General features: G+C 29.3%; 16 protein-coding genes. 4 read left to right on the forward strand and 12 right to left on the reverse strand.

Annotated elements, in window-relative coordinates:
- Positions 1–5 precede the first annotated feature (5 nt).
- On the forward strand, positions 6–2,222 hold the full coding sequence (locus Q0O83_RS01665) for a transglycosylase domain-containing protein (RefSeq protein ID WP_294093528.1): 2,217 nt from the start codon (positions 6–8) through the stop codon (positions 2,220–2,222).
- Between the two features lie 82 nt (positions 2,223–2,304).
- Here Q0O83_RS01665 and Q0O83_RS01670 read toward each other — a convergent pair whose 3' ends face one another.
- The 5 genes from Q0O83_RS01670 to Q0O83_RS01690 all read right to left on the reverse strand — a co-directional run bounded on the left by Q0O83_RS01670 (position 2,305) and on the right by Q0O83_RS01690 (position 8,344).
- The gene (locus Q0O83_RS01670; RefSeq protein ID WP_294093530.1) at positions 2,305–3,666 is read right to left on the reverse strand and encodes an ATP-binding protein; all 1,362 of its coding nucleotides are present in this window, start codon (positions 3,664–3,666) and stop codon (positions 2,305–2,307) included.
- A 166-nt stretch (positions 3,667–3,832) separates the two neighbouring features.
- A complete protein-coding gene (locus Q0O83_RS01675) occupies positions 3,833–4,630 on the reverse strand; it encodes a Cof-type HAD-IIB family hydrolase (RefSeq protein WP_294093532.1) in 798 nt (265 codons plus the stop codon).
- A gap of 23 nt (positions 4,631–4,653) precedes the next feature.
- Entirely contained in the window at positions 4,654–5,394 is a 741-nt protein-coding gene (locus tag Q0O83_RS01680; RefSeq protein WP_294093535.1) for a MipA/OmpV family protein, read from the reverse strand.
- 16 nt (positions 5,395–5,410) lie between these two features.
- Positions 5,411–7,213, reverse strand: coding sequence for a polysaccharide deacetylase family protein (locus Q0O83_RS01685; RefSeq protein WP_294093537.1), 1,803 nt, complete (start codon positions 7,211–7,213; stop codon positions 5,411–5,413).
- Positions 7,214–7,228: 15 nt separating this feature from the next.
- Positions 7,229–8,344 (reverse strand): aminopeptidase, encoded by a 1,116-nt coding sequence (locus Q0O83_RS01690; RefSeq protein ID WP_294093541.1) that lies wholly within the window; start codon positions 8,342–8,344, stop codon positions 7,229–7,231.
- Positions 8,345–8,513: 169 nt separating this feature from the next.
- Here Q0O83_RS01690 and Q0O83_RS01695 point away from each other — a divergent pair, with 169 nt between their 5' ends.
- On the forward strand, positions 8,514–9,254 hold the full coding sequence (locus tag Q0O83_RS01695; RefSeq protein WP_294093543.1) for a YaaA family protein: 741 nt from the start codon (positions 8,514–8,516) through the stop codon (positions 9,252–9,254).
- A 34-nt stretch (positions 9,255–9,288) separates the two neighbouring features.
- Here Q0O83_RS01695 and Q0O83_RS01700 read toward each other — a convergent pair whose 3' ends face one another.
- Positions 9,289–10,053: a DeoR/GlpR family DNA-binding transcription regulator gene (locus tag Q0O83_RS01700; RefSeq protein WP_294093545.1), complete on the reverse strand. Its 765-nt coding sequence runs from the start codon at positions 10,051–10,053 to the stop codon at positions 9,289–9,291.
- Between the two features lie 279 nt (positions 10,054–10,332).
- Between Q0O83_RS01700 and Q0O83_RS01705 the strand changes: the two genes are divergently transcribed.
- Together Q0O83_RS01705 and crtI are read left to right on the forward strand one after the other, a co-directional pair.
- Positions 10,333–11,448 (forward strand): transposase, encoded by a 1,116-nt coding sequence (locus tag Q0O83_RS01705; protein WP_294093547.1) that lies wholly within the window; start codon positions 10,333–10,335, stop codon positions 11,446–11,448.
- 168 nt (positions 11,449–11,616) lie between these two features.
- The gene (gene crtI, locus Q0O83_RS01710) at positions 11,617–13,122 is read left to right on the forward strand and encodes a phytoene desaturase family protein (RefSeq protein WP_294093549.1); all 1,506 of its coding nucleotides are present in this window, start codon (positions 11,617–11,619) and stop codon (positions 13,120–13,122) included.
- 34 nt (positions 13,123–13,156) lie between these two features.
- Here crtI and Q0O83_RS01715 read toward each other — a convergent pair whose 3' ends face one another.
- The 6 genes from Q0O83_RS01715 to Q0O83_RS01740 all read right to left on the reverse strand — a co-directional run bounded on the left by Q0O83_RS01715 (position 13,157) and on the right by Q0O83_RS01740 (position 21,190).
- Positions 13,157–13,822, reverse strand: a complete 666-nt coding sequence (locus Q0O83_RS01715) for an ABC transporter ATP-binding protein (protein ID WP_294093551.1) — start codon at positions 13,820–13,822, stop codon at positions 13,157–13,159.
- Positions 13,815–15,008, reverse strand: coding sequence for an FtsX-like permease family protein (locus tag Q0O83_RS01720; RefSeq protein WP_294093553.1), 1,194 nt, complete (start codon positions 15,006–15,008; stop codon positions 13,815–13,817). The genes Q0O83_RS01715 and Q0O83_RS01720 overlap by 8 nt, the downstream gene beginning before the upstream one ends.
- Positions 14,992–16,191 (reverse strand): efflux RND transporter periplasmic adaptor subunit, encoded by a 1,200-nt coding sequence (locus Q0O83_RS01725; RefSeq protein WP_294093555.1) that lies wholly within the window; start codon positions 16,189–16,191, stop codon positions 14,992–14,994. Before Q0O83_RS01725 ends, Q0O83_RS01720 begins: the two co-directional genes overlap by 17 nt.
- A gap of 90 nt (positions 16,192–16,281) precedes the next feature.
- Positions 16,282–17,754: a mechanosensitive ion channel gene (locus Q0O83_RS01730; RefSeq protein WP_294093557.1), complete on the reverse strand. Its 1,473-nt coding sequence runs from the start codon at positions 17,752–17,754 to the stop codon at positions 16,282–16,284.
- A 238-nt stretch (positions 17,755–17,992) separates the two neighbouring features.
- Positions 17,993–19,975 (reverse strand): FAD-dependent oxidoreductase, encoded by a 1,983-nt coding sequence (locus tag Q0O83_RS01735; RefSeq protein ID WP_294093559.1) that lies wholly within the window; start codon positions 19,973–19,975, stop codon positions 17,993–17,995.
- Between the two features lie 21 nt (positions 19,976–19,996).
- Positions 19,997–21,190, reverse strand: coding sequence for an MFS transporter (locus Q0O83_RS01740; protein ID WP_294093561.1), 1,194 nt, complete (start codon positions 21,188–21,190; stop codon positions 19,997–19,999).
- Between the last annotated feature and the right edge of the window lies 1 nt (position 21,191).

A 21,191-nucleotide genomic window follows, 5' to 3' on the forward strand; every position in this document is an offset into this window, starting at 1 on the left:
ATTTTATGAAATGGAAAATTCTTAAATATGTTGCCATCTTTATTGTATCTTTAGGAATAGTTGGGGGAATTGGTGCAGGTCTTTTAGTAAATAGATATTACAAAGAGTTGCCAAATATTTCAGAGTTAGTTGAAAACTACAGTCCTCCTATTCCTACTACTATTTATGATAGAAATGGACAGATAATTGACGTTATTTCAAAAGAAACAAGAGAACCTGTGGATATTGAAAAGATTCCACAAAGTCTTCAAAAAGCATTTATTGCTATAGAAGATAGACAGTTTTTAACTCATTATGGAATTGATCCATTTAGAATTTTAGGATCTGCAATAGTTAACTTAAAATCAGGTAGAGCTGCACAAGGTGGAAGTACTATCACTCAACAGTTAGCTAGAAATGCATTTTTATCTCATGAAAAAAAATTCTCTAGAAAAATAAAAGAGATTATAATAACATTTGAAATTGAAAGAAAATATACTAAAGATGAGATAATGGAGAAATATTTAAATGAAATCTATTTTGGTGCTGGAGCATATGGTGTTAAAATAGCAGCTCATAATTTTTTCAGAAAAGATATTAGTGACATCAATTTAGCTGAAGCTGCTATTTTAGCAGGTATTCCTAATAGACCTAATATGTATAATCCAAGAACTAACTTGGAAAGATCTCTGAGTAGACAAAAATTAATTTTAAGACAGATGTTAAAGTTTAACCTAATAACTCAAGAGGAGTTTGATACAGCTATAAATTATAAATTTGTAAATGAATCGAAAGCTTCATCAAATGATTATAAGGATAAGAATACAACAATCGTATATGATGGTGTTGATAAAAAAATTGAATTCAATGCACCTGACTTTACAGATTTAGTTCAGAAGTTTTTATTTGAAAACTTTGAAGAGAAACAAATATATAATGATGGATTACTTGTGCAAACAACTCTGGATTTAAATATCCAAAAGGTTGCTAAAACTTCATTTGAAAATTACCCGCGTTTAAAAAATGATAAAAAACTTCAAGGAGCAATGGTAACAATCGATGCTAAGAATGGAGAGGTTATCAGTATAATAGGTGGAAAAGGATTTAAAACAGGAAACTTCAATAGAGCGGTTCAAGCTAAACGTCAAGTTGGTTCATCTTTCAAACCATTTATTTATTATACAGCTTTAGAAAAGGGATATGAAGAAAATTTAGTTGTAGAGGATTCTAGAATTGTTTATGGTACTTGGGCTCCAAGAAACTTTGGAGAGAGATACTATAATGGTATGACTTTAATGCAAGGTTTTGATAGATCACAAAATATTGTTTCTATAAAACTTTTAAATAAAGTTGGAATTCCAGCTCTTATGGACACAATGAAGAAAATAGATGCTGGATTTGTTGTTCCTAACAACTTAACAGCTGCTCTAGGTACTACAGAGGGAACTCCATTACAAGTTGCACAATCATATGCAGTTTTTGCAAATGGTGGGTATTCAATCAAACCATTCTTTGTATCTAAAGTAATTGATAAATTTGGAAATACCTTATATGAAGCTAAGCCAGAGATAGAACAGAAATTTAATAGTGCCGATATCGCTTTAATGACTAACATGATGAAAAACTCTGTTAAGCAAGGAACGAGTAAAGGAGCTACAGTTAAAATAAATAATGTTCCTATTGAACAAGGTGGAAAAACAGGTACAACAAATAACTCAAGAACAGTTTGGTATTCGGGAATGACTCCTGATTACGTTACAACAATTTATGTTGGATATGATAATAATGACCCTTTAGTTAAAGCTACTGGAGGGGGAGTTGCAGCTCCTATTTGGAAAAATTTCTATACAGAGATTATTGAAAAAGGATACTACACTCCAACAACATTTAGCTTCTTAGATAACCATGTTAAAAATGGAGATCTTGTTTACCAAGAGTTAGATCCAATATCTGGATTACTTAATGGATCAGCTTCAGATAAAACATTCCTTTTAAGAAGAGGAAGAATGGCTGTAGAAAGAGATGGAAAATATTCAAATGGTATAGCTGGAGTTTTAGGTTATTATGTACCTACTCAAACTACTACTTCAAAAACAGAAGCTATGTCTTCTGAAGAGGTTACTGGACCAGCACCTCAAGTGATATCTCCACCACAACAGCAACAAATTCAACAAAAAACTCCTCAGCGTCCAAAACCTGAAGAGCAGAAAAAAGGGTTCTTCCAAAGAATCTTCAATTTCTAAATATCAAAGAGTATAAAAAAATATAAAAGAGAGAAATTTTTTATAATTTCTCTCTTTCTCTTTTTCACATATTTTATTTAAGTTAAAAATTGCTAAGTAAGATATTTGAATTCACTTTACTATATTCTATTAACTCTTCACTGAATCCAGATTTTGAGAATAAGATATAGAACTCTTTTTTTCCTTTTTTATCTACTTTCTTAGCTTTTTCTTGTAGTTTGAAAAGAACACTTAAGCCTACATGCTTATTTGACCATTTACACTCTCCAAAAAGAATCTCTTTTTCTCCTAATGCAACAACATCAATCTCCTCATTTTTATCCCACCATCTACCAATAGATTTTATGGGAAAAGGAATTGTACTATCCCAAAGTAAACTTTCTCTAGCTAAATCCTCATAAGTTTTAGATACCCATAAATCAAAACTTGTTGTCACCTTTTCAAGAGGAAAATTTATATTTTCAATCTCTAAATAACTTTGATATGGATATACATAATTAAACCAAAAATTTAAGTAGTTATCTTTTATCTTATATAAAGCTTTTTTACCATTTAAAATATCCTCTGTTATAGGTACTTCTTTTTCCAAAATATCAAGCTCTATTAATTTTGATATATATGGAGTTAGTCCACTTGAGTTTATTTGTAATTGAGAAGAAATTGATGATATTTTTGTATTTCCCGAAGCAATTGATTGAAGAATCGAAAAATATCTTGAGAGATCATTTATCTCTTCTTGTAATAAAAACTTAGGTTCTGAATACAAATAATTGTCTCTATCAAAGATATTATTTTCAATATTCCAAAGAGGTGTTTCCTCTCTATCAAAACTTAAAATATACTTTGGAATTCCACCAGTTATAGAGTACATTTCAATTAGCTTTTCTCTTGAGATATCACTATAGAACTCTTTGTAATATTTAAATGATATCGGCTTTAACTTTATTTGTGCAGTTCTTCTTCCAAATAAAGGACTATCATAAGCTAAAACTTCAGAATACATCATAGATATTAGTGAACCACACAATATAATCATAATATTTTTATTTTTTAATCGTTCATCATATATTCTTTGAAATATTGATGAAAAACTTTTATTAATCATACATAGATATTGAAACTCATCAATAACAAGTATAAACTTTTGGTCAATACTATCTATTTTAGCAATAAAATAATCAAAAAGAGTATCCCAATCTTTTATATCAATTTTTTTAATAAACTCATCTTTAAAAAAATCACCTAATTGATTTTTAAATCTTTCTATTTGTAAATATTCACTTTGCTTATCTGCAAAAAAGTAAAAAGATTTCTTATCCTTTATAAACTCTTTAATCAAAGTTGTTTTTCCTGCTCTTCTTCTTCCATATATAACAGTAAAACTTTCTGGTTTTTTAAACTCTTTATTTAAAGTATTCATCTCTTTAACTCTATTTATAAACATGTATAATCACCTCATTTTTATTATACAATAAAAATTATAATAATTCAAATTATAATAATTTAGATTATTATAATTTGAATTATTATCTTTGCTGAAATATGAAGTGGAATAAAAAAATATTCCTAGTTTAATTAAATAAACTAGGAATATTAAAATTAAATATATCTTATAAGAATAACTCTCTAAGTTTTTGAGCAACTCCATTTTCAGAGTTAGTTTTTATAACCTCATTCTCAGGAAGAAGAGCTTTTAATCTAGGACTTCCATTTCCCATAATGAACCCTCTTCCAACAGAAGATAACATCTCAAGGTCATTTAGTCCATCTCCAAAAGCGATTGTATCTTTTATACAGATCCCCTCTCTTTTTAAAACTTCTTCTATAGCACTTGCTTTAGAAACTCCATCCTTCATAATCTCTAAACAAGACCCTAAAGAAAGAGTTATATTAAATCCTTCTGTAAATTCTGCTCTAAGATTTTTTTCTAAAGAAGCAATTGCCTCTTCATTTTGACTTATAAAGAAGAACTTAGTTATATCTTTTCCAACTAAATTTTCAAAAGGAGTTACAATATGATGGAATCCAGATTCCTTATGGAATAGTAAAGCTTCCTCTAAGGGTCTTTCTACAAACCACTCTTCATCTAAATAGATATTTTTATGTAACTCTTCATTGTAATTATAATTTAATAAATCTTTTGCTAATTCAGCAGGTATATTATGAGAGATAATCTCATTATTGCTATAATCATGTACCTTAGCACCGTTCGAAGTAATTAAAAAACTATCTAATCCTAGCATATCTTTAAATGTCATAGCATCGTTATGATGTCTTCCTGTTGCTATAATAAATTTTACACCAGAATTTACAATCTCTTTTATAGTTTCTTGTGTCTCTTCTGAAATAGTGTGATGTTCATTTAATAGTGTTCCATCTAAGTCACATATAATCGCTTTGTATTTCATCCTTATTGTTCTCCTCAATTTTTCTAGAAGTAGTATTTTGCTCCTACTCCAACTAAATATAAAACTCCATCTTCTACGATAGGTGAATCAGAAATCTCACTTGAGAATTTCTCTACACCTAAAAATGCCATAAGTGCTACGTTATCAGTTAATCTATAGTCAGCTGTGATGTTTAATCCAATTGAGTAAGCAGTATCAGCTTTATAAGAATCATTTATTTTAGAGTTTCTTCTAGCTTCCTCTTTACTTACACCGAAGTAGTAATCAGTGAAATCTCCACTGTATCCTTTAACGTGAACAGATGGAACAATTGTAAGTTTCTCATCAACTTTATAAGCTTTGAAAGCACTAAGTTTTCCCTCTCCTCCATGTTCACCAACTTGTGCAGTAAGTCCAGTTCTAACTCCATAGAATCCTGTGTCTGCATCCAATCTTAATCCAAACATAGCTTGGAATTTTCTATCATCTATATTGTTATATCCAGATTTTAAATCTTCTGCATCTACTGCAAATCCAGCTAAAGGATCTAAGAATAATGATGCTGCAAAAGCATCATTATTATAAAATTCATAACCAACAGTAACACCTTTAACATAAAAATCACCGTAGTTGATATCTAATAATGGCATTGGATAAGCCTTATCTTCAGCACCTTTGTACATGCTATCTGACAATCCCATTCCAGCCCCTATTCCAAATTTATCTTCAGCAAACATAGTTGCTGACATTGTTAGTGCTAATAACCCCAATAATATTTTTTTCATATTAATCCTCCCTAAGTTACTTTTTCCCATAACTTTTTTCTTCTCTTTTAACTTTTATAAAGTTATATCTACCAGATACCTTTCTTTTAAAATTGAAAAGATTGTTTGTTGGGAATATTCCCACTCTTCTAATTTCAAATAGATCGTCTGAGAAGGTAATACTTCCTGAGTCCGTTGCTACTGCAAATTGATATCCAGATTCTTGAGCAATTTTTTTAACATCCTCATTTAAACTTCCGTATGGATAAGCAAATGATAAAAGCTCTTTTCCAACTAAATTTTCAATATTATTTTTAGATAAAATTATCTCTTTCTTAACATTTTCAAGTGACAGTTCTGCTAATTTAGGATGAGTGGATGTATGCCCGCCAAACTCTATTCCGTATTTTTGCATCTCTAGTAACTCTTCAGCATTCATAAGTGGAAACTCCTTCTCAGGATTGTTTTTATCATCTACATCCCACTTATTATATTTAACTCCATCTAATATGTATATAATACCTTTAAACTGATATTTTTTCAAGATAGGAAAAGCATTTTCATAGTTGTCTTTATATCCATCATCGAACGTAAGCATAATCCACTTTTTATCTTTATCAAATCTTTGTTTATACTTATTTTTTAATAAATCTTCAAACGTTACAGTTTCATAACCTTTATTTTTTAGATATTTCATCTGCTCATCAAATTGTTTTACAGTTACATAGGTTCCATGAACACCTTTTTCACTTTCATCTTTAATAACTCTATGATACATAATTACTGGCATCTCATATTTTTTCTTTTTAACAATTTGTTGTTGATAAACATCCTCTATTTTATGAACAATATTTTCAATAGAAAATTCTTCAATTACCTTTTCTCTTAAAAGAGATAACTCATCTTTGTTCATATTGAATCCCTTATCAATTTCAGGAATAACATCTGTCCATCTAAATAGTGGAGTATGATTTAAAGATATATCTCCAAAATTTGATTTTAAAGCTGTATTTAATCTATCTTTAGTTACTATTCCAACAGATTCAGCTTCTCCAATTGCTAAAACAGGAACTTCACAAAGAATAGCTTCAACAGCAACTCTTCCTGCACCTATAACAATAGAAGATTCTCTAATTCTTTCAGAAACATTGTTAACATACCCTAAGAACTCAACATTCCCTGTGAACTTTTTAAATCTTTGAGGAATATCTTTTCCTCCGATAACTTGGATTTTAAAATCTTTTCTTCTATGTAGAATATCTAAAAGATTATATGTTACATCACCCTTTGGGCCAGACAATCTTCCAATGATTGATATTATCTTCTCATTTTTTGTAGCTTGACTTACAGATTGCTTTTGATACTCTTTTGTATTTATCATATTTCTTAAAACTGTTATATTTTCTGGTTTTACTTTTAAGTCATTAACAACATGATCTCTTATATTTTCACAAACACTTAAAGAGTAATCTCCAAATGCTTTAACTATTTTTCTACTTAGGTGTACTGGTTGTCTTCCATGAATAGTTGTAACTAATGGAATTTTAGCTATCCTACAAGCTATAGCACAACTCCAAGATGAAGCTCTAGAGTGAGCATGAACAACTTGGATATCTTTCTCTTTTATAATTTTCAGCAGTTTTCTAACTTGACTAACCCTATTTATAAATTTTCTTTTGTTAAACTCTATTTTTTCATACTGTGCATTTGTTGGTTTTGTTAAAGTATCTGAAACTATATATACTTTATTCCCTCTCCTAATAAGTTCATCACTTAAAACCGTTCCGTACACCTCAGCACCAGTTACTTCTAACTGAGATAGTGCCATAAGTATATTCATTATTAAATCCTCCTACTACTTTAAATTTTCTGGATTTAATACTTCTAACTCTTCGATAACGAAAACTCCGTCTTTTCTAATTAAAACGTCATCAAACCAAATCTCTCCACCACCGAAGTCTGGTCTTTGAATTAGAACTAAATCCCAATGAACTGCTGATTTATTTCCATTGTCTGCAAGTTTATAAGCTTGTCCTGGTGTGAAATGAATACTTCCAGCTATTTTTTCATCGAATAGTGTATCTTTCATAGGTTTTAAGATGTATGGGTTCACTCCTAATGCAAACTCTCCAATATATCTAGCACCATTATCTGTATCTAAAATCTCATTTAATCTTTCTGTATTGTTAGCTGTCGCTTCAACGATTTTTCCATTCTCAAACTTGAAACAAACATTTTCAAAAGTTGTTCCTTGGTAAACTGATGGAGTGTTGTAAGTTATAACTCCATTTACTGAATCTATTACAGGAGCTGAATAAACCTCTCCATCTGGAATATTTCTAAGTCCACAACACTTAACAGATGGAATATCTTTTATAGAGAACGATATATCTGTTCCTGGTCCTGTGATTCTAACTTTATCTGTTCTGTCTAATAAAGCAGTTAATGAATCCATAGCTTTACTCATTTTTGAATAATCTAAATTACAAACGTTGAAATAGAAATTCTCAAATGATTCTAATGATGTGTTTGCTAATTGAGCCATAGAGTTATTTGGGTATCTTAAAACAACCCACTTAGTGTTGTTAACTCTCTCTCCTAAATGAACTGGCTTCATAAAGTAATCTGTATAAACTTTCATTCTACCCGATTCTATATCTGATAACTCAGATGCATTTTCTGCTGCTCTTATAGCAATATAAGCATCCATGTCTTTCATTCTTTCTAATTCATATTTAGCCATTAATTCAGCTTGTGTTTGGTCCATACCTTTTAGTAATTCTCTTGTTACACTTTGGTCTTTAATCGTTACGAAAGGATGTCCTCCAACTGCGTAAACCTCTTTCACAAGAGCTTTCACTAAGTCTTTCGTGTCTTCTCCAACTGTTTCTATTAAAACTTTTTCACCTTTTTGTACTCTACAAGAGTAAGTAACTAAATTCTTTGCTAGTATTTCAATTCTTTGATCCACGGTAACCTCCATTTAATCACATATTTTATTCTATAATTATACACTGAATCTTTATAAATATACAGTTAATTTTTCATAAAAATAACTTTTAATGTCATTTAATAACTATATTTTAAAAAAAATGATATAATTATATTCTAAATAAAATATATAAGTAGAGGTGGGATTTATGAAACTATTTTTTTCTCCTAGTAAAGGAATGAAATATAAGAACTTTAAAAATTTAAAAGAGTTTCAAAGTTCATCACAAAATGGTGATTTAAAAATAAAAACAGAAAATTTGGTAGAGACTTTAAAAACATTATCAAAAGAGGAGTTAGCTAAATTATTGAAAGTAAAAGATACTCTTTTAGAGGATACATATAATCAATATAAGTTTTATTATGAGCAAGAGGAGAGGGAGGCTATATCTCTTTATGATGGAGTTAGTTTTAAACAACTTGATTTAGAAAGTTTTTCAGATTTAGAGTTTGATTATATTAAAAGTAGTGTTTTAATATTTTCAGCTCTATATGGAATTAATTTTGGCTCTAATCTCATAAGGCCTTATAGATTAGATATGACAAATAAGATTTTAGATATCTCTCCATATACTTTTTGGAATGAAAGTATTGAAAACTTTCTTCTTCCGTATAAAGATGAAATTTTTGTAAATATAGCTTCAAAAGAGTTTTCTAAAATTTTAAATAGAAAGCTTTTCAATGTAATTGATATTGAGTTTAGACAAGTAGTTGATGAAAAAATTAAGAATATAAGTACAGAAGCTAAGAAAGCTAGAGGAGCTATGCTAAATTACTTGATACAGATTAAAGCTGACAATATCTCTCAAATTAAAGAGTTTGATAGATTGGGGTATAAATTCTCAGAAGATGATTCTTCTGAAAATGTGTTCATATTTTTAAAAAGGTAACAAAAAAAACGAAATTTTACTTTCGTTTTTTTGATTACTTCATTATTTTAACATCACTATCAAGAAGCTTAGTTTCGATATCATGCGAAATATTTTTATCTGTTATAATTGTCATCCCATTTTTTATCTCTGAGAAATTATAAAGGTAATCTTGGAAGAACTTTTTATTCTGAGCGAGTATATATGTTTCCTTTCCTATTTTTAATGCGGTATTTTTAAATTTACCCTCATCAATTGTAGAAGCACTTAGTTGCATCCTATCGACATTTATTCCACACGTTCCTATAAAAACTTTATTCGGATTAAATCTTTCTAAGTTTTGTCTAGCCATTTCACCTATAAAAGAATCTGTTCTTGAATCGTAGATTCCACCTAAAGATATAACTTCTATACTTTTATTTTCAGATAGTATCTTTTGAATTCCTAACATATTAGTTATAACTGTGAGTTTCATTTTTTTCTTTTGTAAAAGTGCAGCAACTAAGATTGTAATTGTTGAGTCATCTAAAAAAATCACATCATTTTCTTTTATTACACTGACAACTTTTTCTGCGAGTTCTGTTTTCTCAGCTAACTCCTCTTTTGCTATATCCTTTAAAACTATTTTATCTATAAGCTTTCTTTTGAATATCGCCCCACCGTGAGTTCTAGTTAAAAGGTCCTCCTCTTCCATGTTACATAAATCTTTACGGATTATAACTTTACTTACAGAAAATAAACTACTCAATTCATTTACGCTTACCTTCTCTTTTTGCTTCAATATATTTAAAATTCTTTGTTTTCTCTCTTCAACAAACATTGCTTTTAAGCCTCCTACTAGTAATGATTAACTGTTTAAGTACATAAAAATTATACCATAAAAAAGTTTTTTAAAAAAGAAAGTTAGAAATATAGCGTATAAAATTGTAGATAATATAATGCCTGGTATATATTTTTAAGTGTATAAAGGAGGCAAATAACTGTTGAAATAAATCTGTAAATTTATATAAAAATATAGTCTAATTTTATAGAGGTGATTAAATGGAATTTATTTCAATAGAAGAATTTGCTAAGAAAATGATTAAGGAGTTGATTGAAGATGATCCTAGCCAAGAAGATTAGATTAAAACCTAATAAAAATCAGGAGATACTTCTTTGGCAATCTGTAGGAACAGCAAGATTCATATATAACTGGACTTTAGCAAGACAGAAAGAAAATTATGAGAAGGGTGGAAAGTTTTTAAGCGATAATGAGTTAAGAAAAGAGATAACAGTACTAAAAAAAACTGAGCTAAATTGGTTAAATAATGTTTCAAACAATGTAGCTAAACAAGCAGTAAAAGATGCTTGTAATAGTTATAAAAGTTTTTTTAAAAAGCAAACAGGATTTCCTAAATTTAAAAGCAGAAAAAAATCTAAACCTAATTTCTATAATGATACTGATAAACTTAAAGCAAAAGAAAATCTAGTTTTAATTGAAAAAGTTGGCTGGATTAAAACCGCTGAACAAGTTCCAATATATGTTAAATACACAAATCCTAGAATTAGTTTTGATGGAAAATATTGGTATATTTCTGTAGGAATAGAAAGAGAAAACAACACTTTAGAATTAAGTGAAGTTTCTTTAGGGATAGATTTAGGTGTTAAGGATTTAGCAACTTGTTCTACTGGTAAAGTATATAAAAATATAAATAAAAAAAAAACTATTAAAAAATTGAAAAAGAAGTTAAAAAGACTTCAAAAACAGGTTTCACGAAAATATGAAAAATCTAGGGAGGTGACAAACCGTTATCATAAGAGCCAAAATATCGTGAAACTAGAGAAAAAAATAAGGCTCGTTCATAGAAGAATTTCTAATATTAGAAACAATAATCTTCATCAAATTACTAATGAGATAGTGAAAACCAAGCCATCTCGAATTGTAATGGAAGATTTAAATGTGAAAGGTATGATGAAAAATAAGCATCTCTCAAAGGCAATAGCTGAACAAAATTTCTATAAGTTTATAACTTATATGAAATATAAGGCTGAATTTAATGGAATAGAGTTTATACAAGTACCTAGATTTTATCCGAGTAGTAAAACTTGTTCAAAGTGTGGAACTATTAAGAAAGATTTAAAACTTTCTGACAGAGTTTTCAAATGCGAATGTGGTCATATTATGGATAGAGATTTAAATGCAAGTATAAATTTAAGCAATTATAGAGTTTCCTAAAGAAGAAAACTATAATATGTACCGTTCGTTATGCGGGAATTTAAGCCTTCTGAGAGTTATATACACTAAAGTAGATAAAGTGATTTATTGAAATAGAATTCTATGAACAAGGAATTGAACTTATAAAATTTTATAGAGTTTTATAGGTTTATGATAACGGTGCTAGAAATGAAAAAGGTCGATATTATAATTGTCGGAGCTGGTCCAGGTGGATTAGCCGCTGGATTACTTCTTTCAAGCAAGGGGTACTCTGTTAAAGTTTTTGAAAAGAAACCATATGTAGGTGGAAGAAATTCCTCTCTTAAATTAGGAGAATATACTTTTGATTTAGGCCCTACTTTTTTTCTAATGCCTCAGATGTTACAAGATATTTTTACTGAAGCAGGAGAGAGACTAGAGGATCATGTTAATTTAATTGAGATAAATCCAATGTATAGATTAAAATTTTATGGTTTAGATGATTTCAATCCATACTCTCACAATAAAAAGCTTTTAATGTACGGTGAGATGGAAAAGATATTTCCGTATAGTTCTAAAGATTATGATAGGTATATTGAAAGAGAGGAAAGAAAGTTTGCTAAATTAGAACCATGTTTAATGGTTCCATATCTCTCTCCTACAGATTACTTAAAATCTAATTTCTTAAAAGCAATTCCATATTTAGATGCTTTTAAATCTTTACATGATGTATTAGGTGGATATTTTAAAGAAGAGGAGCTCAAACTATCTTTTACATTCCAAGCTAAATACTTAGGGATGTCTCCGTGGGTTGCTCCAGGAACGTTTTCCATAATTTCATATTTAGAGCATAAGTATGGGGTTTATCATGTAGAGGGTGGACTAAATAGATTATCAAAAGTTTTAAGAGAACTTATAGAAAAGAGAAAAGGTCAAATCTATTTAGATTCAGGTGTTAAAAGGGTTTTATTCGAAGGAAAGAAAGCTATTGGAGTGGAACTTCAAAATGGAGAGAGCTATATGGCTGACCACATAATATTAAATGCAGATTTTGCATCAGCTATGAAAAATCTTATACCAGAAAAGCTTAGAGATAAGTATTCAGATAAAGAACTACAGAAGAAAAGATATTCTTGTTCAACATTTATGCTGTATTTAGGTGTAAATAAGATATATCGTAATATTCCACATCACAGCATTATTTTTGCTAAAGATTATAAGACAAATGTTGGGAAAATAAGTGAGTATAAAGATATCGGAGGCGACTTTTCTTTTTATATACAAAATGCTTCTGTAACAGATGAAACTTTAGCACCAAAGGATAAATCATCAATTTATATTTTAGTTCCTGTAGCTAACAATAAATCAAATATTAATTGGCAACTTGAAAAAGATGAGTTTGTTCAATTGCTATTAGATAAAGTTGAAAAAATTGGAGAGTTTAGAGGAATTCGTAATCATATAGAGGAAATGAAGATTATAACTCCTTTAGATTGGGAAGAAGACTATGATGTTTATAACGGAGCTGTTTTTAACCTCTCTCATGATTTGGGGCAGATGCTATGGCTTAGACCACGTAATAAATTGGAAGGGTATGAAAATCTATTTCTTGTAGGAGGGGGAACACATCCTGGAAGTGGACTTCCTACAATTTACGCATCAGCTAGAATTGTTGCTGATTTAATTGATAAAGAGGTTAAACAGATTTCAAAATAGAAAAAACTCGAAGGTTTTAATCTTCGAGTTTTTTCTATTTTATAACACCATCGCTAATCTCTACAACTCGATCACAAAGTGCTGCAATTTCAGGATTATGAGTTACAATTAAAAATGTAGTTTTATATTTTTTATTTATATCTCTTAAAAGATTATAAATTTGAGAACTAGTTTTAGAATCTAAATTTCCTGTGGGTTCATCAGCTAAAACTATTGCAGGTTTATTTATCAGAGCTCTTGCTATTGCAACTCTTTGTTGCTGTCCTCCTGATATATTTTGTGAATCTCTATCTACAATATCTTCTAATTTCATATCTCTTAAAATATCTAAAGCATCCTCCTTTTTATCATGCGAATTATTGCCACTATCTATCCAATTTGGAATAAGTATATTTTCAATAACATTAAATTGAGGAAGTAAAAAGTGAAATTGAAATATAAATCCTATATTTTTGTTTCTAAATTGAGCTCTCTTTTCAGAGTTATAGTGAGATATATTTTCACCGTTAAAATAGATGTCTCCTTTAGATGGAATATCTAAAGCACCTATTATATTTAAAAGAGTACTTTTTCCACTTCCACTTTGACCAATTATTCCTATAAACTCACCTTTCTCTATATTTAAATCTATATTTTTCAAAACATTGTTTTTACCATCGTAAGATTTGAAAACTCCTACTAATTTTAGAATTTCACTCACCTTTAATCACCTCTATTGGATTTAATTTCATAGATTTTCTACCTGGGATATATGCGGCAATAACTCCCGATACAGTGGAGAAAATTATAACTTTTAAAAGTTGTAAAAACTCAATCTCTATTTTGAAGCTAGGTTTTGCTGTGAGTTGGAAGATATTTATTAGAATACTTCCAAATATACAACCTAAAACAGCTCCTAAAAACCCAACAAAAGCTCCTTGAAATAAAAATATAAATCCTATAGAAAAATCTGTTGCCCCAATAGCTTTTAATATTCCAATCTCTTTTGTTTTTTGAACAACGGTTATGTACAAAACACTCGCTATACTCAAAGTTGTCGAGAGTAAAATGACGGTTCTTATAACTGTTGTTGAGATTGTTTGAGATCTCAAAGCATTTAGTAGTTGTTTCCCATCTTTCATCCAAGAGGTTGCTTTTAAATCTGAAAAATTATTCTCTAAATCATGTGCGACTTTATCCCCTAAAAAAATATTGTTAAGTTGGATATTTATCTTATTTACATATCCTTTTTTTTGAAAAACCCTTTGAGCTTTCTGCATATCCATATACACCAATCCATTATTTGATATTGAGTTTTCTAAATCAAATATTCCATTCACTATGAAGCGTTCTTTCTCTCCATTTGGAAGAGTGATATTTAAAATATCATTAGGAGAGAGATTATAGTCTTCTGCTACTCTTTTTCCAATCAAAATTTTATTGGACTCAATTGTATTTTTACCAGAATAAACTTTATTTTTTACTTTAAAAATCGAATCCCCTACTTCTAAATCAACACCACGTATTTGCAGTGCGATAGATTTCCCACCTCTTTCATAAAGTGCATTACTCTCTAAAGTTGGAACTATGTTTTTTATATTTTTATTTTTTTTCAAACTATTTATCACATTTTCATAATTACCTATCCTATCTCTTTCGATTGAGAAATTTCCATAGTTATAGGTATCACTACTTTTTTTAAGAGAGCTTCGATTGTCTCCATCTTCTACAACTATATGAGCTATATTTCCAAGAACTGTATCTATGATATTATTTTGAAGAGATACAATCAACAATGAAATAAAAACTTGTACAGCAACCCCTGTGGCTATAGCTGTCAGTAAAAAAAGAGTTTGCCCTTTAGATCTCATTAAAAATTTATAAGCAATTTTAATTTCGTATCTCATAGTTTATCCTCTCACCAGATTCTATATTTTTATCTGGTTTTAAAAAAATCATCTCATCTTCTGAAAGACTACTATTTTCTTTTAAGACTACTCCATCTAAAACATCAAATGTTTCAACTTCAACCTCTTCAGCTTTTCCTTTCCTCTCTCTCCATACAGATTTTTTCTCATTTTTCGAAACTATATAATCTTTTGGAACTAGATAACTACTTTCTAATTTTTGACCACTAATCTCTACGTTCACACTGCTCCCATATATAAATTTTTCAGAAGAGTTTTCAAAATTTCCTTTAAGCTGAAGAACTCCTTTTTTCTCATTTACACTTTTTCCAACAAAATATATATTTCCAACTCCTGTCGTTTTTTCGTTCCCAAAAGAATAGATTATAATTTTATCTCCAACTTTTACTTTTTCAGAGTACTTTTCATCTAGCTCTATCTCTATTATTTTAGATTCTAGTGAAGAGATTAAGAAAAGTTCTGAGTATGGTGCGACAGTTTCTCCGATATCGACATATCGCTCTCTTATATATGAATCGTAAGGAGCGAAAATATAATATTTTTTTTCCTGCTCTTTTTCATATTTTAAATTCTCCTCTTTATTCTTTAAGTTTGCTAATACTATTTTTTTATTAGGACCACTTTTAGATGAGAATAAGTCGTTCATAGCATTTTGAGCTTTAATCTCTTTTTCAATTAAAGTATTACGCTTTGAATTTAGTTCTATTACATTGACATATTTATTTTCATAAAGTTTTGAATATTTCTCAAACTCACTTTTAGCGTTTTCATACTCTATTTTGGAGTTTTTTAATAGGAGAGAGAGATTAGAGACTACTATTGTTTCTGTATTTTCTAATTCAGCTTTTGCGGATATAAGCTCTGCTTCTTTTTGTTTAATTGATGCCTCGATATCTGCTGTTAAAAACTTTGCAATTAAATCACCTTTTTTTACAAAATCGCCCTCTTTAAAAAATATTTTGTCTATTGTTCCATTTAACGAACTTGAAATGATTGAATTTTCAATTCCACTAACTACCCCAGAGACAAGGATTTTCTCTGTATAATTTTCTTTTTTTATTTTTATAGCTTCTACTTTTTTAGGTTTTAATACGATATACGACACTACTGCTCCACCTAGAAGAAAAAGGAGCGGTAGAACTATTTTTTTGCTAACTTTCATAAGATACTCCTCTATTCAAATTTATTTGAGTCTATTTAAGAAAAATCCTCCTAACATAAGAGTAACTCTTTCATTAGGAGGATTTATTAACTAATCTTCTCTTTCTTCTTCTTCATCTTTTTTACAACAATTCAACTTTTGAAGTTTCTCTTTTGCTAAATCTTTTCCACCTATTCCAAATGCTACTGCAAACGCTATAGCTATAGCACCAACTGTAAATCCAAATGCTAAGTTTATAATTTCATTTGCAATTCCCATCTGTCCAAGTCCCATAGCACCAACAAATACTATTATTGCTACTTTAGCAACTAAAGCTATCTGCTCTTTATTGTCTAATGATGTATTTTTTACTATTTTAGAAACATAGTTTGCAACTACAATTCCAATCGCAACAATCACAACTCCTAAGAAGATATCTCCTAAAAGTAAAGTTAATTTTAAACTTAAATCTTGAAGTGCTCCAAAGTTTAAAATCTCAATCGATTGAATAATTGCAAAGTACAGTATCAATATCTTAGATATTTTTCCAACTAACTTTGAATAGTTATTTTCATCTGTTTTTAATCCAGCTTTTTCTAAATATAAATCAAATTTTAAACCTATTAATAAGTTAGTAATTATACTTTCTATTATCTTTCCAAAGTAAAGAGCGATTACAATAACTAAAGCAACTCCCACTAAGTTAGGAACATAGTTAAATAAAATATGTAACATACTTATAACAGGTGATATTATTAGTTCTAAACCTAAATAATTAAGTGAAGCTGAGAACACTGGTATTAAAATCAGTATGTAAACTATATTAGATAAAATTGTTGAAAGTTTACCTTCAAATAAAACCTTACCATCGATACTTAGCTTCTCATCTAAATTCAATGAATCTAAAACTCCTCTTAAAATGTCTCTTAATTTTGAAGCTATAAACCATCCTACTATTAAAACTAAAACTGCAGCTATTAAGCTTGGAATATAGTTTAAAAACTTCGTTAACATATCTGTTATTGGAATAAGAATTCTATCTAACTTTAAAGCCGCTAAAACTCCAGGTAAAATTAGTATAAACACTAGTAAAGATATAATCTCACTAAATATTTTTGAAACTGATACTTTACTTTCCTTTGAGTTTATCTTCTCATCTACATTCAGTTTTCTAAAGAAAATCTCTGAAAACTTCTGAGCTAATTTAGCTAAAATAATCGCAATTATTAAAAGAACAACACCACCTAAAACATTTGGTATGTATGAGAATATAGGATCTAATAGATTTAATATTGGATTAACCAATCTACTAAAACCTAATTTCTCCATTATTATTCCAATTATAAATATTACAAATATATAATAGATAAATTTAAGTAGTGTTTTTATTGCGTAAGTGCTACTGCCACCCTCTTTTCCTGTTATTTCATGTTCTAGATTTGAAAATAGCTTTGTCTTTATAAAAATGTGTTCCAATTTGCTAACTACAACTGATGCTATAGCTAAGCCTACCAATAAAATAATAATCGATGCAATAATATTAAGTGTTACGTTGTTGAGAACTAAAACTTTAAGCTCCTCCATGTTACCATCCTCCTATCTCTTCTAGTTTATTTACAATCAGGTAAATTATAAATACTGCCATGAAAAATCCAATTGATAACATCATATTCATCACTCCCTAATTAATTTATTTCATGATTTTTATTACGCTCTATTTTCGAATTTTCTTTTTTTATTCTTTATTTTTTCGTAATCTTCAAAGCATTTATAGAAAACAAAAAAAGTGGAGCTTCAAATGACTCCACTTTAAAATTTTAAATTATATATTTTTTATAAAATCTACTAAATCTCTTCCTTCAGATACACCTTCAAGAATCTTTCTTGGTCTTACACTATCACCAATATTTAAAACTTTTACTCCTTTTGCTTCAAAGTTTTTCTCTAATTCCTCTAGTATCTCCATATTACTTTGCATACCTAAACATACAAACCCGTAATCAAACTTCAACTCTTTTATCTCTTTGTTTGAAGTTTCAACTATAAATCTATCTGTTTTAACTTCTGTTAAAGATGTTTCAGTATATTTTTTTACATCTTTCTTATTTAATAAACCAAGCATATCGATTCTAGTTATAAAATCTAAATCTTTTCCTATCTCTTGCATTCTCTCAACAATAGTAACATTAGCTCCTTTTTCAGTTGCAAATTCAACTACATCTAATCCTACAGCTCCACCACCAATAACAACAACCTCTTTTCCTTCAAAGTCAAAGTTATCTATATTTTTCATAGTTCCAAATATTGAATAAACATTTGAGTTTTCTTTATCAATAAGTTCTCTCAGTCCTTTTATTGGAGGTAGTAGTGGTTTTGATCCAGTTGCATTTATAACTAAATCTGGCTTAAAGTTTTTAATTATCTCTGTTGTTGCTGTAACTCCTGTAAGTGTAATCAGGTTCTTTAAGTTCTCAGCTCTTTTCTCTAAATACTCAGGGAAGAAACTAATCTTTTGCTTTGCTGGGAATTTCGAAATATCTTTAGCTAATCCCCCTAACTCTTTCTCTTTTTCTAAAAGGAAAGTTGTACATCCTACCTCAGCTAAACTACAAGCAGCTTCTAATCCTGCTGTTCCCCCTCCAACAACTACAACATTTATATTTTTATCAATCTTCTCTTTTTTATATTCATCTTCTAAAATCAAATCAGGATTTACTGTACATTCGATTGGTCTATTTAGTCCTATTCTGTGTCCAGCACATCCAATATTACAAGATATACATTTTCTAATCTCATTTTCTCTTCCAGAAGAACTTTTTTCACACCAATTTGGCTCAGCGATAAGCCCACGTCCTATTCCAATAAAATCAGCTTTTCCAGATAATAAAATCTCTTCAGCATCTTTTGGATCTCTTATATTCCCCATAGTAACAACTGGTTTTTTAAATCTCTTTTTTACAGCCTCAGCCATATATACTCTCCAACCTGATTTTAAATGAATCGCATCTATTTGATATTGAATAGAATCATTTAAAGCTGCTGATACATTATATACATCAACTCCAAAATCTAAATACTCAAGAATTTGTAAACTATCTTCAAGTGTATTTCCACCTTCTAAAAGTTCATCAGCACTTATTCTTAAAAATATTGGATAAAATTCTCCAACCTCTTTTCTAATTTTTTCGATTATCATCTTACAGAATCTAGCTCTATTTTCAAAACTTCCACCAAACTCATCAGTTCTTTTATTGTAAACTGGAGATAAAAACTGACTGATTAAATATGAATGCCCTGCATGTATTTCAACAGCATCAAATCCTGCAACTTGTGCTCTTTTAGCTGCTAGAGCATACATCTGTGCAGTTTCTTCAATCTCATCTTTTGTCATTGCTCTTGGAATAGCTCCACCAGTTTTTGATGGAACATCTGAAGATGATACAGGTTGGCAACCTATTCTTCCAGGTGCAGCTGAAGCTCCTGCATGATTTATTTGAAGTATCGCTTTTGCTCCATGTTTATGTAATCTAGAAGTAAGATTATATAATCCTGGTATAAATCTATCCTCATTTATTCTCAATTGAGTTGTTCCGTTAGATCCAATTGGGAAACTTACACATGCATTTTCAACTATAATTGCACCAGTTCCACCTTTTGCTCTTTGCTCATAATATTTTATATGCTCTTCTAATATCTCACCGTTTGGTCCAGCAAAGTTAGTTCCCATAGGAAGCATAATTACTCTATTTTTTATTTTTAAATTTTTAACCACAATAGGACTAAATATATTTTCATATTTTTTCATTACTTAAACTCCTCAATTACCTTACTTATTTAATTTGTAATATCTTATATTTACAAAGATAGCTACAAGTACTCCTATCATTGTTATCATTCCTGCAAATAGAAGTGTATATTCGATACCAAAATTATTTGTTATTACTCCTGCCATTGCAGTTGTTGAGAATGTTGCTATACTTGATGACAACATAACTAAACTTGTCATTTTCCCTTTCGAACCTTGGAATAAATCAATCATTGTTGCAACAGTTAACTGAAGTACTCCACCTGCTGCTGTAAATCCAATTATAAATCCACCAGCTATACAAATAACTTCACTTTTTGTTATAAATATTGTAAATAGTGTTATTGCTGAAATTAGTGGATAGATAAATAGGAAATTAACTGGTTTAATCCATTTTTTAACTAAAACTGCAGTTATTAGCACTGCTAAAATTGAACCCAAAGCATAATATGATTGTATTTTTCCAGCCATACTTTCTGTCATTCCAAGAACCGTCATAGCATATGCTTTATTAACATTTAAAAATATTTGGAAAGTAGCTGTTGAAGTAAATCCTATCAAAATAATTGCTAATCCATCTTTAAAGAAATTTGCTTTTGTATTTTTCTCATCTACTGAAGTTTCATCTTTTGGTTTTGCCACTTCACTTTTAGGAAACGGTAAAAACATAAGAGCTATACCATTTATAATCAATAGTGCTACACAAAGTAAAAATGAATATCCATAGTTCAAATGATTTCCAGCTAAGTATCCCACAAATATCGGTAACATATATTGTCCGATTGAAATAAATAGTTTCGTTAAAATACTAGCAAATCCTGTTGAAGCTGATAAAATTTCAAGAACTGCTGGTATACATCCAGTATCAAAAAACGAGTTAGCTACTCCACCAAGTATAGCTATGAAAAAGGCTACTTTTGCATTAGGAGCATTATATATTAAAGCAAAGAACAATGCATATAAAATCATTCCACTGAGAATAGTGACTCTTCTTCCGAATTTATCAGAGATAGCTCCGGAAATAGGAAGAACTACAAATCTTCCTATTCCCATAGCTGAAATGATATATAGAATTGTTGAATGATTAGTATTCCACTGAGCTTGTAAAAAATTTGTATTTTGAGCTAAAATTGAAACACCTATTCCATGTATAAAGTAGTTTATATATATACAAAAAGCCGTTAAGTATAATATGTTGAATCTCTTTTCTTTCATA

Origin of the sequence: uncultured Cetobacterium sp. (genome assembly GCF_945952365.1) — a bacterium.
Lineage (GTDB): Bacteria > Fusobacteriota > Fusobacteriia > Fusobacteriales > Fusobacteriaceae > Cetobacterium_A.

Excerpts from the sequence above, each read along its gene's own strand:
- Q0O83_RS01705 (WP_294093547.1), top strand. The coding sequence starts at position 10,333 with ATGATCCTAGCCAAGAAGATTAGATTAAAACCTAATAAAAATCAGGAG.
- Q0O83_RS01735 (WP_294093559.1), bottom strand. The coding sequence starts at position 19,975 with ATGAAAAAATATGAAAATATATTTAGTCCTATTGTGGTTAAAAATTTA.
- Q0O83_RS01695 (WP_294093543.1), top strand. The coding sequence starts at position 8,514 with ATGAAACTATTTTTTTCTCCTAGTAAAGGAATGAAATATAAGAACTTT.
- Q0O83_RS01730 (WP_294093557.1), bottom strand. The coding sequence starts at position 17,754 with ATGGAGGAGCTTAAAGTTTTAGTTCTCAACAACGTAACACTTAATATT.
- Q0O83_RS01670 (WP_294093530.1), bottom strand. The coding sequence starts at position 3,666 with ATGTTTATAAATAGAGTTAAAGAGATGAATACTTTAAATAAAGAGTTT.
- Q0O83_RS01685 (WP_294093537.1), bottom strand. The coding sequence starts at position 7,213 with ATGAATATACTTATGGCACTATCTCAGTTAGAAGTAACTGGTGCTGAG.
- Q0O83_RS01665 (WP_294093528.1), top strand. The coding sequence starts at position 6 with ATGAAATGGAAAATTCTTAAATATGTTGCCATCTTTATTGTATCTTTA.
- crtI (WP_294093549.1), top strand. The coding sequence starts at position 11,617 with ATGAAAAAGGTCGATATTATAATTGTCGGAGCTGGTCCAGGTGGATTA.
- Q0O83_RS01675 (WP_294093532.1), bottom strand. The coding sequence starts at position 4,630 with ATGAAATACAAAGCGATTATATGTGACTTAGATGGAACACTATTAAAT.
- Q0O83_RS01700 (WP_294093545.1), bottom strand. The coding sequence starts at position 10,053 with ATGTTTGTTGAAGAGAGAAAACAAAGAATTTTAAATATATTGAAGCAA.
- Q0O83_RS01725 (WP_294093555.1), bottom strand. The coding sequence starts at position 16,191 with ATGAAAGTTAGCAAAAAAATAGTTCTACCGCTCCTTTTTCTTCTAGGT.
- Q0O83_RS01680 (WP_294093535.1), bottom strand. The coding sequence starts at position 5,394 with ATGAAAAAAATATTATTGGGGTTATTAGCACTAACAATGTCAGCAACT.
- Q0O83_RS01720 (WP_294093553.1), bottom strand. The coding sequence starts at position 15,008 with ATGAGATACGAAATTAAAATTGCTTATAAATTTTTAATGAGATCTAAA.
- Q0O83_RS01740 (WP_294093561.1), bottom strand. The coding sequence starts at position 21,190 with ATGAAAGAAAAGAGATTCAACATATTATACTTAACGGCTTTTTGTATA.